Annotated in this window: 14 protein-coding genes; 6 read left to right on the top strand and 8 right to left on the bottom strand. The window is 72.1% G+C overall.

The genetic code is table 11. From position 1 onward, the window contains the following. The first annotated feature begins 85 nt into the window (after nt 1-85). Nucleotides 86-313 (top strand): DUF3107 domain-containing protein, encoded by a 228-nt coding sequence (locus AC08OX_RS02935; protein WP_011438181.1) that lies wholly within the window; start codon nt 86-88, stop codon nt 311-313. Between the two features lie 72 nt (nt 314-385). Here the strand turns inward: AC08OX_RS02935 and AC08OX_RS02930 are convergent, their stop codons facing one another. After that, nucleotides 386-1057: a ferritin-like fold-containing protein gene (locus AC08OX_RS02930; protein ID WP_476606379.1), complete on the bottom strand. Its 672-nt coding sequence runs from the start codon at nt 1055-1057 to the stop codon at nt 386-388. A 464-nt stretch (nt 1058-1521) separates the two neighbouring features. On the opposite strand from AC08OX_RS02930, the gene AC08OX_RS02925 reads away from it, so the two are divergent. Continuing rightward, the gene (locus AC08OX_RS02925; RefSeq protein WP_476606378.1) at nt 1522-3225 is read left to right on the top strand and encodes a DEAD/DEAH box helicase; all 1704 of its coding nucleotides are present in this window, start codon (nt 1522-1524) and stop codon (nt 3223-3225) included. Nucleotides 3226-3682: 457 nt separating this feature from the next. On the opposite strand, the gene AC08OX_RS02920 is transcribed toward AC08OX_RS02925, so the two are convergent. Next, the gene (locus tag AC08OX_RS02920; RefSeq protein WP_476606377.1) at nt 3683-4654 is read right to left on the bottom strand and encodes a ParA family protein; all 972 of its coding nucleotides are present in this window, start codon (nt 4652-4654) and stop codon (nt 3683-3685) included. A 175-nt stretch (nt 4655-4829) separates the two neighbouring features. Next, nucleotides 4830-5192, bottom strand: a complete 363-nt coding sequence (locus AC08OX_RS02915) for an antibiotic biosynthesis monooxygenase family protein (RefSeq protein WP_476606376.1) — start codon at nt 5190-5192, stop codon at nt 4830-4832. Nucleotides 5193-5245: 53 nt separating this feature from the next. Between AC08OX_RS02915 and AC08OX_RS02910 the strand changes: the two genes are divergently transcribed. After that, nucleotides 5246-5878: a hypothetical protein gene (locus tag AC08OX_RS02910; RefSeq protein ID WP_476606375.1), complete on the top strand. Its 633-nt coding sequence runs from the start codon at nt 5246-5248 to the stop codon at nt 5876-5878. Here the strand turns inward: AC08OX_RS02910 and AC08OX_RS02905 are convergent. Both AC08OX_RS02905 and AC08OX_RS02900 read right to left on the bottom strand, forming a co-directional pair. After that, nucleotides 5865-7082, bottom strand: a complete 1218-nt coding sequence (locus tag AC08OX_RS02905; protein WP_476606374.1) for a pyridoxal phosphate-dependent aminotransferase — start codon at nt 7080-7082, stop codon at nt 5865-5867. The two genes, AC08OX_RS02910 and AC08OX_RS02905, sit on opposite strands and share 14 nt — an antisense overlap. Nucleotides 7083-7189: 107 nt before the next feature. Further along, complete coding sequence (locus tag AC08OX_RS02900; protein ID WP_476606373.1) at nt 7190-8038, bottom strand: RecB family exonuclease; 849 nt, start codon at nt 8036-8038, stop codon at nt 7190-7192. Nucleotides 8039-8424: 386 nt separating this feature from the next. On the opposite strand from AC08OX_RS02900, the gene AC08OX_RS02895 reads away from it, so the two are divergent. Next, entirely contained in the window at nt 8425-8706 is a 282-nt protein-coding gene (locus tag AC08OX_RS02895) for a chorismate mutase (RefSeq protein ID WP_476606372.1), read from the top strand. Nucleotides 8707-8774: 68 nt separating this feature from the next. On the opposite strand, the gene AC08OX_RS02890 is transcribed toward AC08OX_RS02895, so the two are convergent. The 3 genes from AC08OX_RS02890 to AC08OX_RS02880 all read right to left on the bottom strand — a co-directional run bounded on the left by AC08OX_RS02890 (nt 8775) and on the right by AC08OX_RS02880 (nt 12457). Beyond that, nucleotides 8775-9377, bottom strand: coding sequence for a DUF1003 domain-containing protein (locus AC08OX_RS02890; protein WP_476606371.1), 603 nt, complete (start codon nt 9375-9377; stop codon nt 8775-8777). Next, nucleotides 9374-10717, bottom strand: coding sequence for a magnesium transporter MgtE N-terminal domain-containing protein (locus tag AC08OX_RS02885; protein WP_476606370.1), 1344 nt, complete (start codon nt 10715-10717; stop codon nt 9374-9376). The genes AC08OX_RS02890 and AC08OX_RS02885 overlap by 4 nt, the downstream gene beginning before the upstream one ends. A gap of 219 nt (nt 10718-10936) precedes the next feature. Further along, nucleotides 10937-12457, bottom strand: coding sequence for a TerD family protein (locus AC08OX_RS02880; RefSeq protein ID WP_476606369.1), 1521 nt, complete (start codon nt 12455-12457; stop codon nt 10937-10939). A 113-nt stretch (nt 12458-12570) separates the two neighbouring features. Here AC08OX_RS02880 and AC08OX_RS02875 point away from each other — a divergent pair, with 113 nt between their 5' ends. Next, the gene (locus AC08OX_RS02875) at nt 12571-13149 is read left to right on the top strand and encodes a suppressor of fused domain protein (RefSeq protein WP_476606368.1); all 579 of its coding nucleotides are present in this window, start codon (nt 12571-12573) and stop codon (nt 13147-13149) included. 68 nt (nt 13150-13217) lie between these two features. After that, on the top strand, nt 13218-15056 hold a 1839-nt coding region (locus AC08OX_RS02870; RefSeq protein ID WP_476606367.1), incomplete at its 3' end, for an alkaline phosphatase D family protein.

Here is a 15056-nt window from a genome sequence, read left to right as displayed (position 1 = left end):
CCCGGAAGCCATAGTGTGGGCGGTGATCCAAGATCGGCGGCGCTCGTCCGCCGACGGTAGGTCCGACGAAGGCGGAGGTCATCGGGTGGAGGTCAAGATCGGCGTCCGGCAGGTCAGTCGGGAGCTGGTACTGGAGAGCAGCCAGTCCCCGGAGGCTGTCGCCGCGCTGGTGAATGAGGCGGTCAAGGCCGACAACGGGGTGCTGACCCTCGTCGACGACAAAGGCCGGCAGGTGATAATGCCGATCGCGTCGCTGGCCTATGTGGAGATCGCCGCGACCACGACTCGACGAGTGGGCTTCGGCGCCGTCTAGGTCCCGGCCGACCACCGGCAGCGGTCCGCCGGGGAGCCGACCGGCGTCGCCGCGCCGGTCGGCGGGCCCGGATCAGGCGGACAGGCCCAGTGCCGCCATCCGCCGGCCATGCGCCGCCATGATGCGGTTGAAGATCGCCGCCAGCGCCTCCAGGTCGCCAACCCCGACCAACAGCCCGGTGAGCGCGTCGCGATCGACCCCGACCCGCTGGGCCTGCGTGAGCGCCTCACCGACGAGCCGACGGGCCCACAGCGCCAGCCGCCCGGCCACCGTCGGGTTGGCGCTGATCGCCGCGCGCACCCGCTCGACCGCGAAGGCTGCGTGCCCGGTGTCGTCGAGCACCTTCAGAACCAGTTCGCGTGACGGTGACGGAAGCCGCGCCGCGATCTCGCGATAGAAGTCCGCCGCGATGTTGTCCCCCACGTAGGCTTTCACGAGGCTCTCCAGCCAGTCGGCCGGGGCGGTCGAGTTGTGGAAGGCGGTCAGTGGCGCGATGAACGGGGCCATCGCGAGCTCCCGGTCGACGCCGAGCCAGTCCAGCTCGTCGCTGATGGCCTGGAAATGGGCGAACTCGGCGGCGGCCATCTTCGCCAGGGCGATCTTGTCGGCAACGGTCGGTGACATCCGCGCGTCGGTGGCCATGCGCTCGAAGGCGGTCAGCTCGCCGTAGGCGAGCAGGCCCAGCAGATCCACGGTCGCCTGGTCCACGGTCGGTGCGGGTCCGGCATCCGGGGACGGGGGCACCCGATTGTCAGAGTCACCTACCTGACCGGGGGCGGTGATGGCGATGGGTGTCGCCGGGCCGGCCGGGGTCCGTGTCGTCTGTGCCACAGGCGCGATTCTGACACCCGCCGCAGTCGCTGTCGGCAAACACTCCTGCCAAGGAGCCCCCACCCGGGGTTACACCGGCTATGCTGGGGGCAGCCAGGGGTCGTTATGTCACCTCGGCCGCCGTGTAGCAGGCGTCGCCTCGTCACCTGTGCACCCAGAGTTGCCATCGAGGGCACCGGGGCACATGGATTTTCGGGTCGCGGGCGCCGCGCGGCTCACCCGAGCGGGTTCAGCGTAGACACCGCTCAGAGAAGACCAGGAGCGTCCCGCTGTCCGTCACAGCTGAAGTACCCACAGATGATCTGACTCCCTACGAGACACAAACCATCCCCTCCACCCCCGGGTCCCCGGCGGCACCGACCTTCGCGGAGCTCGGCGTGCGCGCCGAGACCGTCTCGGCGCTGACCGAAGCGGGCATCGTGCACGCTTTCCCCATCCAGGAGTTGACGCTTCCACTCGCCCTGGCCCGCAACGACATCATCGGGCAGGCCCGCACCGGCACCGGCAAGACCCTCGCGTTCGGCGTCCCGGTGGTGCAGACGGTGCTGGCGGCCAAGGAGGGTGCCGACGGCCGTCCGCAGGCCCTTGTCGTGGTGCCCACCCGTGAGCTGTGCGTCCAGGTGACCGCGGACGTCACCCGCGCCGGCGCCCGCCGTGGCCTGCGGGTGCTGTCCGTCTACGGCGGGCGTGCCTACGAGCCGCAGCTGTCCGCGCTGCGCGCCGGGGTCGACATCGTCGTCGGCACGCCCGGCCGCCTGCTGGACCTCGCCCGCCAGCACGTGCTCGACCTGGCCGGCGTCGGCACCCTGGTGCTCGACGAGGCCGACGAGATGCTCGACCTCGGCTTCCTGCCGGACGTCGAGCGCATCATGTCGCAGCTGCCGACCGAGCGGCAGACGATGCTGTTCTCCGCGACCATGCCCGGCCCGGTCATCTCCCTGGCCCGGCGGTTCATGAAGCGGCCCGTGCACGTCCGCGCGGAACAGCCGGATGAGGAGCGCACGGTCCCGACCACCCGTCAGCACGTCTTCCGCGCCCACGCGCTGGACAAGATGGAGGTGCTGGCCCGGGTCCTGCAGGCCGGCGGCCGGGGGCTCGCCATGGTGTTCGTGCGGACCCGGCGCACCGCGGACAAGGTCGCCGAGGACCTCGCCAAGCGCGGCTTCGCGGCCGCGGCGGTGCACGGCGACCTGGGCCAGGGCCAGCGCGAGCAGGCGCTGCGCGCCTTCCGCTCCGGCAAGGTCGACGTCCTGGTCGCCACCGACGTGGCCGCCCGGGGCATCGACATCAACGGTGTCACCCACGTGGTCAACTACCAGTGCCCCGAAGACGAGAACGTCTATCTGCACCGCATCGGCCGCACCGGTCGGGCGGGCGAGAGCGGGGTGGCCATCACCTTCGTCGACTGGGACGACCTGCCGCGGTGGACGCTCGTCAACAAGGCGCTCGCCCTGCCGTTCGATGCCCCGGTGGAAACCTATTCCACCTCCCCCCACCTGTACGAGGCGCTCGGCATCCCGGCGGGCGCGAAGGGCACCCTGCCGCACGCGGCGCGGACCCGCGCCGGGCTCGCGGCCGAGGACATCGAGGATCTGGGGCAGTCCGGTCGCGGCGGGCGCCGCGGCTCGCGGACCGGGCGTGACCAGGACCGTTCCGAGCCGGCGGCGGTGCCGACCCGGACTCGCGCCCGTCGGCGCACCCGCGGCGGTGGTGCGGCGGCCGCGGGTGCGGGGCTGGCCATCGCCGCGGACCCGGCGGACCCGGTCGACGAGGACGGCCGGAAGGCCTGCGCACCCGTGGTGGACGGTGCCGGGCAGACCGGGCTGGTCGAGTTCACCGGGACCGCCCCGCTCACCGACACGGACACCGACACGGACACCGGCACCGACACGGACACCGGCACCGCCCGCGTCGTCTCCGCCCTGGCCTCGGAGACGGGCGTCGAGGCCGAGGAGTTGCCGCGCCGCCGGCGCCGGCGGCGCGGCAACCGTGGCCGCGCCGCGGGCACGATGCGGGAGGCCGGCGACGGCACCGAGGCCGACGCCGACGCCGGCACGCCGCCCCGAGCCGAGTCGGCCTGACACCCCGGCCCCCGGCCCCGCATACCCACGGGGGTCGCCGGTCCGCGGGGGTCGTCAGCCCGCGGGCCGAAAATGCAGGCCCAGCCGGACCCAGCTCAGCCGCCGGCACGAGGGACAGCGCACCAAGGAGGGATGCCGGAGTCGGACCAGCGGTAGATGGACGCTCGGCGTCAGGACGCGCAGCGCGTGCCAGGCGCCGAGGGAGCTGGTCTGCCCGCATCGGGAGCAGCTGACGGTCAGGCTGGTGTTCGGCGGTGTCACGGGGCGGACGCCGCTGTACAACGCACGCTTTCCATGCGCGTCGCGACCCACCGTTGATCTCGCGCGAACCGGAGTGACCAGGGGAGACCGGGCGCCACGTGGACGCAGCCGGTCGAACCCGGCCGTCGCCCGGTCCTGCGCCTGCCTCCCGCCCGGCACCCGGCCGGGTGTCCGCCCGAGCTCGTTCACCGCCGGCTCACACCCGCACCTCTCCGGTGCAGGTCGGTTCGCCGACCTGCACCGGAGGACGGGAATGGTCCCGCATGCCCGCGGGTTGGCCGTCCCCCTCCCGAGGGCGTTGCCGCCGACCGGACGAGGTGGTCCCCGGGCCGTCAACGGTTTCGGCGGCCTGTCCAACCGCGGTCCCGGCAGGGTCAGCGATGCCGGCGATGCCGGCGGCAGTGCCCACCCCCGCAACCCCGGCGATGGCACGGGCATGCGACCGGTAGGCCTCGGCCCCCTTGGAGCGCCGCGCGGTCGTCAGGATGGACCGCCCCGTTCCCGGCGCCTCGGCGAAGCGCACCGAGCGGGCTACCGGCGGCGCCAGCACCGCGATGTCGTACCGGGCGGAGACGTCGGCGAGCACCGCCCGGCAGTGCGCCGTGCGACCGTCGAACAGGGTCGGCAGCACGCCGCGGACCCGCAGGCCGGGATTGGTCAGCCGCTGCACGTCGTGCACCGTGTCCAACAGCTGGCCGACGCCGCGGTGGGACAACGTCTCGCACTGCAGCGGCACGATGACCTCGTCCGCCGCCGTCAACCCGTTGATGGTGAGCACGCCCAGGGAGGGCGGGCAGTCGATGAGGATGAAGTCGTACTCGTCGACGATCTCGGCGAGGGCAAGCCGCAGCGCGTGCTCCCGCCCGGTGCGTGACAGCAGCACCGCCTCGCAACCCGCCAGCTCGATGGTCGCGGGCAGCAGATCGGTGCCGTCCGGTGTCCTGGTGATGATGATGCCAGCGGACAACCGTCCCAACAGGACGTCGTGCACCGACAGTTCGAGGGCATCCGGATCCAGCCCGAGCGAAAAGGTCAGACATGCCTGTGGGTCGAGATCGACCAGCAGGACCCGACGGTCCAGCTCGCACAGCGCGGCACCGAGACTCGACACGGAGGTCGTCTTGGCAACGCCGCCCTTCTGATTCGCAACAGCGAGTACTCGGGCCACACCGATCAGTGTGGGGGCGTGACCGATCCGTCACAACACTTGACGGGCGAAAATCTCGACGCGCCCCCGAGGCCACTCCGCAATCACCCTGAGTCGGACACCGACCAGCCATCCGCAACCCCGGTAGATCCGGGGGTACCACTCGTCTCATCCAGTGTGCGCCGCCGGGCGCGGGTCAGTTCGAGGCGGGGGCGGCGGTCTGCACCACCTCAAACGACCACAGCGTGGCCGCGGTGGCCGCGGGGGCACCCTGCCCCCCCGCCGGGGCCCCGTGGCCCGCAGGAGCGCCCTGACCGGCCGCGGCCTGCCGGTGGCCCTCACCGAACGCCTGCGAGGACTGCCACTTCTGGAAGTCCTCCTCGCTACGCCAACGGGTGTAGACGAGGTAGGTGTCCGTGCCCTCGATCGGGCGCAGCAGCTCGAACCATTCAAACCCGTCGGCCTGCTCCACCATCCCGGCGCGGCCGGCGAACCGCTTCTCCAGGGTGTCTCGCAGCTCTGCGGGCACGGTCAACACGTTGATCTTGACAACGCTCATGTCTTCAACCGTAGTGCGCGGGATCCATCACCGCACCGCTAGAGTCCCCCGACGTGCCAGGTCTTCCCCGTGTCGCCGTCCTCGGTCTCGATGCCACCGGAGCCGCCGCGACAATCACACTCGCCGACGGTGGGCTGACCGTCACCGCGTTCTCCGAGGGCCCCACGCCGCCGCCGTCCCTCGCCGAACTCGCCACGCACGGTCTGACTGATCGTGTCGTCGCCGTGACTCCCGCTACGTTGCGCCTGGTCGGAGCCGCCGCGCTCGGTCCGCCTTTTGAGGTGCATGGCGCTCCCCACCCGGATGGCGAAGCCCACCCGCTCGGCGTTTTCGAGGCCGTGGTGCTCACCGGCCCGGCGGCGCGGCTAGGTCCGGCCGGGACTGGCTCAGCCCGTTTCGGCGAGGTCTTCGATCTCGAGGTTCCCTGGCTGTTCCATGTCGCGGGTCCCGCGCGGCTCGCGGCCGCCCAGGCCCGGTGGATCGGGGAATACCTGCGCGGGCGGTACGCGCCGCCGTCGCCCGATGAGATGGCCGCTCGCCCGCGACTGGCCGGCCGATCGCTGCGCGGCGGGACACACGGTCAGCTGACAGCGCTGGACCGGGAGCTGCACGCGGGGCATGCCCGGGCGGCCGAAGGCGGCTACCCGATGCCCCAGCCGCCTGGGACAACTCTCAACCCGGGGTAGCCGGGGTAGCCGGCGGGGTGAGACGGGCAAGCCGCCGCGCCGCGGCCTCCAGGGTCGTGAGTTTCTTGGGGAAGCCGAACCGGATAATGTGGCGGCCGTCCGCCGGGTCCGCGAAGAACGACGAGCCGGGAACGGTGGCGACCCCGATCCCGGTGACCAGCCGGTGAGCGAAAGCCACGTCGTCACCGGCCGGGTCGAGCGCGCGGGTGTCGCACATCACGTAGTACGCCCCGTCCGGTTCCCGGAAGGTGAAGCCGGTCCGGGCGAGGGCCGCGCAGAGCAGGTCCCGCCGTTCCTGGTACTGCCGGGCGAGATCGACGTAGTACGTCTGCGGCAGGTTCATCGCCGCCACCCCGCCGGCCTGCAACGGTGCCGCCGCCCCGACGGTGAGGAAGTCGTGCACCTTGCGGATCGCCGAGGTGTAGGCGGCGGGCGCAATCGTCCAGCCGACCCGCCAGCCGGTCACCGCGTAGGTCTTGGACAGCGCATTGATGGTGACGGTGCGGTCCTCCAACCCGGGAACGGTGGCCGGCGGGATGTGGCCGCCCGGGCCCAGGTAATGGATGTGCTCGTAGATCTCGTCGGTGAACACGAGCGCGTCGTGGCGCTGGCAGAGCTCGGCGACGAGGTCCAGCTCGGCGCGGCGCAGCACCTTGCCGGTCGGGTTGTGCGGGGTGTTCAGCACGATGGCGCGGGTGCGGTCGGAGAACGCCGCACGCAGCTCCGCCTCGTCGATCGTCCAGTCCGGGGCATGCAGGCGGACGAGCTTCGGCCGGGCGCCGGAGAGGATCGCGTCCGGGCCGTAGTTCTCGTAGAACGGCTCGAACATGATCACTTCGTCGCCGGGGTCGACCAGCGCGAGCATCGCCGCGATCATCGCCTCGGTGGAGCCGCAGGTCACACAGATCTCGGTGTCGGGGTCGACCGACCAGCCCGGGTAGGTTCCGGCCACCTTCGCGGCAACGGCGGCGCGGAACTCCGCGGCTCCCCACGTGATGGCGTACTGGTTCACGTCCGCGTCGATGGCGGCCTTGGCCGCCTCCTTGAGCTGCGGCGGGCAGGCGAAGTCGGGGAAGCCCTGCGCGAGGTTCACGGCGTCGTGCGCGAGAGCGAGCCGGGTCATCTCCCGGATCACCGATTCGGTGAAGGTCGCGGCCTTCGCGGAGACCCGCAGCCGGGCGGGCGTGGCGGTCTGGTCGGGCACCGTCTCATGATGACGCCTCTCCCGGCCCGGTGTCCGACGCCCCGGTGTCCGACGCCCCGGTGTCCGGGCCGACCCTCCGGTCGCCGGCGCCCCGGTACGCCGATGCCTCAGTCCTCGTCGCCCTCGTCGCCGAGGGCGTCCCAGGGCTGGCGTTCGGGGCCGGCTGCCTGCCCCTCGGGGCAGTGGCTGCGGAAATCGCACCACGAGCACAGGGGGCCGGGGCTCGGCGGAAACGCCCGTTGCGGATCCTCACCCGCCCGCAGGGCCTCCGTCGCGCGCACGGCGTCCGCCGCGACCGACTCCGCCCGCCGCACGTGCCGGGCGATGCTCGCCTCGGTATGCTCGGCGGCCGCGACCCGCCCACTGGGCACGTGGTGCAGCTCGACCCGCCGGCATGGTTGGCGCAGCATCCGCCCGGCGGCCAGAGCGTAAAGCGCGAGCGCCGAGGACGATCGCGCGTCGTCGTCGTCGGTGACCGGCCGGCGTCCGGTCTTGTAGTCGACGACGACCAGCTCCCCGTCCCGGTCGTCGAGACGGTCCACCCGTCCGGAGAAGGCCAGCGCCTCGGTACGGGCCGCGACCGAGCGCTCGACCCCGCGCGGCTCGGCCGCCGGATCGAGGTGCGCGACATAGTCATGCGCCATCCGCGCGCCGCGCTCGCGCCACCGGTACGACTGCTCACCGTCCCGGAAACCTTCGTCGACCCACAGCAACCGCAACAGCGCCGCGGCCCGCTGTGGGACCCGTTGCTCGATCGGCCCCTCCCACCAGCGTCGCAGCGCGTTGTGCACGCTGACGCCGAAGGAGGTGTGCGCCCAGGGCGGTCCCTTGGGCGGCCGCGGCCGGTCCAGATACGTCATCCGGTACCGGCGGGGGCAGTCCTCGAAGGCCGCCAGCCGCGACGGCGTGCAGGAAAAAAGCCGGCGGGGCAGGCCGGTGAGCTCCAGTTGCGCCATCACTCACTCTGTAGTCTCTACCGGCCTCGCCTCGGTTACCGGACGCCCGCTCGGGCGCCGCCGCCCGAGTCAAGGCGAGGGGTTAATCAAGGCGAGGGATTAGTCGGGGTGGGGGTTACCCAAGAGCCAGGGTGGAGGGTACCCAAGAGATCAGGCTTCTGGACGAATCGGCGTGCGGCTGGCATGCTCTTGCCATGCAGTGCAGTCGACTCACGTGCCGCCGACTCGCATGCCACGGCACGTCGCTACGGCTGTTTTATGGGGACCGGGCACGGTCCCCGCTCCGCCGCTGATCTCACGCGGCACAAGCGCCAGACCCAGGCCCGGTCCGCCTCCGGGTTGTCTCGGCCTGGGGTGCGCCGGGCCTCCGACCGAAAGGCCCACTTGTGGAGAACGTCGTCGACGCCCCCAGCACCGCGCCGGCCATCGCCTCGATCGACGAGGGACGACAGCTCATCGATGACATCGATGCTCAGCTGCGTGATCTCGTCGCGACCCGGCGGGATCTGTCCCAGCAGATCCAGGCGCTGCGCTCAGCCGAGGGCGGGCCTCGCATCCAGCACGGCCGGGAGAACGAAATCATCGCGATCTGGGCGGACAAGCTGGGGCCTCGTGGGGTCGAGATCGCGATGGCGGTGCTGACGCTCTGCCGCGGTACCGTGCGGTAGGCACCCGGGTATCCGCCGGTGCGGCGCGCGGCCGCCGTTCGCACCAGCCCGCCGCACCGGCCCGATCATCACGGCGGACGTAACGAACGCTCGCCCTCCCGCCGCCGTCGGCGCTCCCGATCGCGGTCCTTCGCCCGGTCACCGTCCGGCCCCTCCAGCTCCGCGAGCAACCCCCGCAGCTCCGAACGCAGAAAGTCCCGGGTGGCGAGCTCGCCGATCGTGATACGCATCGCGGCCAGTTCGCGGGCGAGGTATTCGGTGTCCTCGCGGTTACGGATGGTCTGCTCGCGGTCCTGGGCGAGGTTCGCGCGGTCCCGGTCGTCTTGGCGGTTCTGCGCCAGCAGGATGAGCGGTGCCGCGTACGCGGCCTGCAGCGACAGGACCAACGTCAGAAAGATGAACGGGAAATTATCGAACCGGACGGACTGCGGGGCGATGATGTTGTAAGCGACCCACAGCACAATCACGACGCTCTGCGCAACGAGGTACCGGGCCGTGCCGATGAAACGCGCCACCCGCTCCGCGATCCGCCCGAAGGCGTCCGGCTCGTAGGCGGAGCGCAGGGCGGACCGCCGGGACAGCCGCGGCTGATCGAGGCGGGCGCCTCGCGGCCGGCGGCGTCCCAGACCTCCCAGACCTCCCAGACCTCCCAGACGTCCCAGACGTCTCATGAGGCGGCCGGGGAGCTGCCCGCCTCACCGCGGGAGCCTGGTTCCACGTCGCCCGCGGCGGGCGGAGTCAGTGCCCCGGGGGTCGCCCGCGCATCCACGTCCGCGTCGAGCTGTCGCTCCCGCCAGTTCGCGGGAAGCAGGTGGTCGAGCACGTCGTCGACGGTGACGACGCCGACGAGCCGGCCGGCGCGGTCGAGAACCGGTGCCGCCACCAGGTTGTAGGACGCCAGATGACGGGTGACCTCGGCCAGCGGGGTCTCCGGCCGCAGCGAGGCGATGTCGACGTCGATCACGCCACCGACCAGGGTCGCCGGCGGCTCACGCAGCAGCCGCTGGAAGTGGGCGAGACCGAGGTAGCGGCCGGTGGGCGTCTCGTAGGGCGGACGCACCACGTAGACCTGCGCGGCGAGCGCCGGGGAAAGCTCGGGTTCGCGGATGCGGGCCAGCGCCTCGGCGACCGTCGCGTTCGGGGCGAGCACGACCGGCTCGCTGGTCATCATGCCGCCGGCCGTGTCGTCGGCGTAGAGCAGCAGACGGCGCACGCCGGCGGCCTCGTCGGGCTCCATCAGCCGCAGGAGACGCTCCGCGTCGTCGGCGGGCAGCTCGCCCAGCAGGTCCGCCGCGTCGTCGGGGCCCATCGCCTCCAGCACGTCGGCGGCCCGCTCGTCGGCGAGTCCCCCGAGCAGCTCGACCTGCTCGTCCTCCGGCAGCTCCTCGAGGACGTCGGCAAGCCGCTCGTCGTCAAGGGCGGCGGCGACCTCCGCGCGCCGTTTCTCGGACAGGTCATGCAGCAGCGACGCGAGGTCGGCGGGCCGCAGCTTCTCGAACGCAGCGAGCAGGTTCGCGGCCCCCTGCCCCTCCTCGGGCAGCGAGAAGCCGGTGACCTCGTCCCAGGCAACCGTCTTCACCTCGCCGCGCCGGCCCCGGCCGACCCGCACCGCCACCTGGTCGAGCACCCAGTCGCCGCCGCGGACCAGTTCGATCGCGGCGTCGACGACGGTCACCTCGACACCGGACGAGATGAGCGTCACCCGCCGGTCGAGCAGCTCGCCGAGCGCCCGGGTCTCGTTCGGGCGCTGTTGGAAACGCCGCCAGCTCAGCCGGGCCGAGGACAGCACCACCGCGCCCGACTCCACCCCGGTGACCCGGCTCATCGGCACGAAGATCGGTCGGCGTTGGACCTCGACGGCCAGGCCCAGGACGCGGGGCGGCTCATGCCCGAGTCGCAGCGTCGCGATCACATCGCGCACCCTGCCGACCTGGTCGCCGTTCGGGTCCAGGACGAGCAGGCCCGCCAGCCGGCGGCAGTAGACGCGGGACGGGGCCGGGCGGGAGACCATGCCCATCACCGGGCGATGCCTGCGAAGTGCAACACACCGGCCCACGACGGCGCTGCAGACCTGTTCACGGCCGGAGGTTACCCGGCCCGGGACATCCCACAACCCGGAGAGGTCGGCCGGATCAACACCATCGCGCGGGCCGCCGGCAAACCGCCCGGCGTTCCGGGACCGGGGATCGGCCTACCGGCACTGCCTACAGATCCTGCCTACCGGTACTGCCTACAGGTACTGCCTCGACGGATTGACCATGGCGCGGACGGTCTTGCCGTCGTGAAACTCCCCGATCGCCGTCATCGACCAGGTGGGAGCCCCGCGGTCGCGCTGCACCCGGCACATCACCAGTCCGGTGGACGGCTTGGAGTCAGACAGGTCGAACCGGACGAGCTCCTGCCCGGTGAGATCGTCATACAACCGGCAGTAGGCGTTACGCACCTCGACGAAGGTCTGTCCCTGGAAACTGTTGACCGTGAAGATCAGAGTGACGACGTTCCCCGGCAGGGCTCCGAGATCGACCAAGATTGTCTCGTCGTCCCCTTCGCCATGGCCCGTCAGGTTGTCCCCGGAGTGGCGCACGGCTCCCCGGGCGCCTTTCTTGGACATGAACCAGACCTTGTCGACGTCCTTGCCGCGCTCATCGAACAGGATGCAGGACGCGTCGAGGTCGATCGACTTCCCGTGCTGGGCCGGATCCCACCCAAGGCCCATCCGGACCCGGGTGAGCGGCGGCGCGCCGGTCTTCACCAGCGAGACGCTCTGCCCCTTGGTGAGCGATACCCGCCCCTTGTCCAGGTTCACCCGGCCGCCCTGCTGACCGGGCGCTCCCGGCGCGGGGGACGGCGGACCCCACTGCTGACCGGGCAGGGGCTGCGGTGTCCCCCACTGCGGCTGACCGGGCGCTCCCGGCGCGGGCGGCGGTCCCCACTGCTGACCGGGCAGGGGCTGCGGTGTCCCCCACTGCGGCTGACCGGGCGCTCCCGGCGCGGGCGGCGGTCCCCACTGCTGACCGGGCAGGGGCTGCGGTGTCCCCCACTGCGGCTGACCGGGCGCTCCCGGCGCGGGCGGCGGTCCCCACTGCTGACCACCCGGCTGCGACCCCCACTGCGGGCCCCCCGCCGGGGTCGGCGCGGGCGGCGGTCCCCACTGCCTGCCGCCCGGGGGCGTGCCGTACGGTGCCGGGGCGGCCTGCGGGTGGGGCGGGGCCACGGGTAGCTGCACGACCTGCGTCGCGGCCTCGGAGGTGCCGGGGTCGTCGACGGTGATGCCGAAGTCAGTCGCGATGCCGGCCAGCCCCGAGGCGTAGCCTTGGCCCACCGCCCGCACCTTCCAGGCCCCGGCGCGCCGGTAGAGCTCGACGAGAATCAGCGCCGTCTCGCTGCTCAGCCCGGACGGATCGAAGCGGACGAGCTCGGCGCCGCCACGCGCGTCCCGCACCACGATGCTCAGGCCGCGCAGGGCGGCGAAGGTCGCCGGCCCGCTGCCGTCGAGACTCCCGGTGACGACCACCTTGTCCATCTCCGGCGGGACCGCGGCCAACGTGCACTCCAGCGCGGACGGCGGTACGAGACGCACCCCGGGACCCGTCGGCTGGTTGAAAAAGACGAAGTCGTCGTCGGTGCGCACCTTGCCGTGGATGGTCACCAGGATCGCCGCGATGTCCAGCGGACTCGACGAGGCGATCTCGACCCGGACGTCGGTAGTGGGCAACGCGGCGTTGCCGCCCTTGGTCAGCACCTGTGCCATGAACCCCTCCAACGTCGCACCACGATAACTCCCGCACCGGCCACGACGGTTCCCGGGATAACTGCCGACCATACGATCGCAGGTATGGAACAACGTGGCGGGGCATCGGCCTGGTGAGCGGCAGCGCGATCCTGCGATCGGTCGAGGAGCATGCTGCGGCGCTCTTCGGACCGGACACCGGTCGAGCCGCGGTCACGTTCCTCGGCACCGACCAGATCGAGGTGCTGCGGTTCGGGCCGGACCAGGCGGGCGTCATCCGCTATCTCACCCTGGGTATGTCCCGGGAGCCGATGACGGCGGCGGCGACGACCGTGCGCGACCCCGCCGGCCCGCGGGCCGAACTCGTGCTGTCCCTGCGCGGGCGGCGCGACAGCGTGCTGCGGCGGTTGGCCGTGCTGGCCGCCGTCCCGACGGTCGAGGGCCGTCCGGTGGCTCCCGGGTCCGGCCTGGATCTCGGGGAACCGCTCTGGGACGGCGCCCCGTTCACCGCGGTGCTCGTCGGCGAGCCCGGCGGGCTCATCCCCGATCTCGCCACCGGGCTCGCACCCGTCCGCTTTCTCCCCCTGCTTCCGATGACCCCCAACGAGTCCGCCTACAAGCGGGTGCACGGCCCGGACTCGCTGCACCAACGGTGGCTGGCGGCCGGGACGGATCTGCGCGACCCCGGCCGCCGGGAGGTCCATCTCGGCTGACCCCCGGCGTGGGGGATCCGCTGTGAACGGGCCGCGAGTTCATCCGTTTCCACTACTCTCATCCAGTTGTGACCCGTGACGCCGCAGCCGGCTCCCCGCGTTCCCGCCGATTCCCGCGGGCGCCCTCGCCGTCAGCCGCCACCGGCTCGCCGTCAGCCGCCACCGGTCAGACTGGTCGACCGGCCGGCACCGATCCGTCGGCCGGCACCGATCCGTCGGCACGCGCCGATCCGGGCACCGGTCCTCGCGCCGCCGCCCGGTCCGGCCACGGGACGAACCCGGGGGCCGATCCACGTCGCCGTGCCGTCCTGCTCGGCGGCCTCGGGCTGGGGGGCGCCGCGCTGGGCGGGGCGAGCCTGGCGGCCTGCGGCGGCTCCGGCGGTTCGATCCCGGCCCCCGCGCCGACCCTGCGGGCACCCACCCCGATCGCGGGCGTCACCGACGGGGTCTTCGGGCTCGGGGTCGCCAGCGGCGACCCGTTGCCGGACGGCGTCATCCTCTGGACCCGGCTCGCGCCGAGGCCGACCGAGGGCGGCGGCATGCCCACACGGGACATCGAGGTCGACTGGCAGATCGCGACGGACGAGGGTTTCCGCGATGTGGTGCGCGCCGGCACGCAGACCGCGCAGACGGCGTTCGCGCATTCCGTCCACGTTGACGTCCGCGGACTCGCACCGGAGCGTGACTACTTCTACCGGTTCCGTGCCGGCACCGTGCTCAGTCCGGTCGGCCGGACCCGCACGGCCGCGGCACCTGGGAGGGAACCGGAATCGACCGGCGGTGCCCTGACCTTCGCGCTGGCCTCGTGCCAGGACTTCCAGAACGGGTACTGGCCGGCTCTCGACGGCATCGCCACCGACGCGCCGGACCTCGTCGTCCACGTCGGCGACTACATCTACGAGTACGACCCGAAAAGCAACTACCCGGACCGGCGGCACACCACCCCGCAGCGGCTCGGTCTGGACCAGCTCCAGACGCTGGCGGACTACCGCAACCGGTACGGCCAGTACAAGTCCGATCCTGCCCTGCAGGCCGCTCATCACGTGGCCCCCTGGGTCGTCACCTGGGACGATCACGAGGTCGAGAACAACTACGCCGGACTGATCGACGAGGCAGGCGACGCCGGGGAGCAACGGCAGGACCCTGCCGCGTTCGCCCGCCAGCGTGCCGCCGCCTACCAGGCGTACTACGAACACATGCCGATCCGCGCGGAGCTGAATCCGGGATCGCCCGACATGCGGATCTACCGGCGGTTCGTGTTCGGGAACCTGGTGACGTTCAACGTCATGGACACCCGGCAGTACCGGACCCGGCAGCCCGGCGACTCCCCGCAGGGCATCGGGCTCGCCTCCCTGGGCCGGGACAACACGGCCGGCACGATGGCCGGCGCCGCCCAGGAACGCTGGTTGCGCGACGGCCTGACCACGTCACGGACCCGCTGGAACGTCCTCGCCCAGCAGACGATGATGGCCCAGCTGAACGGGCAGCTACCCCTCGGCGAGGGACCACGGCTGGCCAACCTGGATCAGAACGACGGGTACGGCCCCTACCGGACCCGGCTGCTGTCGGAGATCCGCGACAGCGGCGTGCGCAACCCGGTGGTGCTCTCCGGTGACATCCACTGCGCCTGGGTAAACGACCTCCGGGTCGATTTCGACCGGCCCGAGACGCCGGTCGTCGCGACGGAGTTCGTCTGCACCTCGATCAGCTCGGCCTTCTTCCTCGTCAGCGAGGACTTCATCCGGCAGAACAATGCCCGGCTCAACCCGCATGTCCGGTATTTTCGTGGTGACCGGCGAGGTTACACGCGCGTTCGCGTCACCCCGGACGCATGGCGCGCGGACATGCGGGTCGTCGCCGACATCGCCCATCGCCACTCGCCCACGTCCACGGATGCCACCCNNGGC

The sequence above is a fragment of the Frankia sp. CoBUL1 genome (genome assembly GCF_978021245.1).
This window is presented reverse-complemented; position numbering and strand designations above follow the sequence as displayed.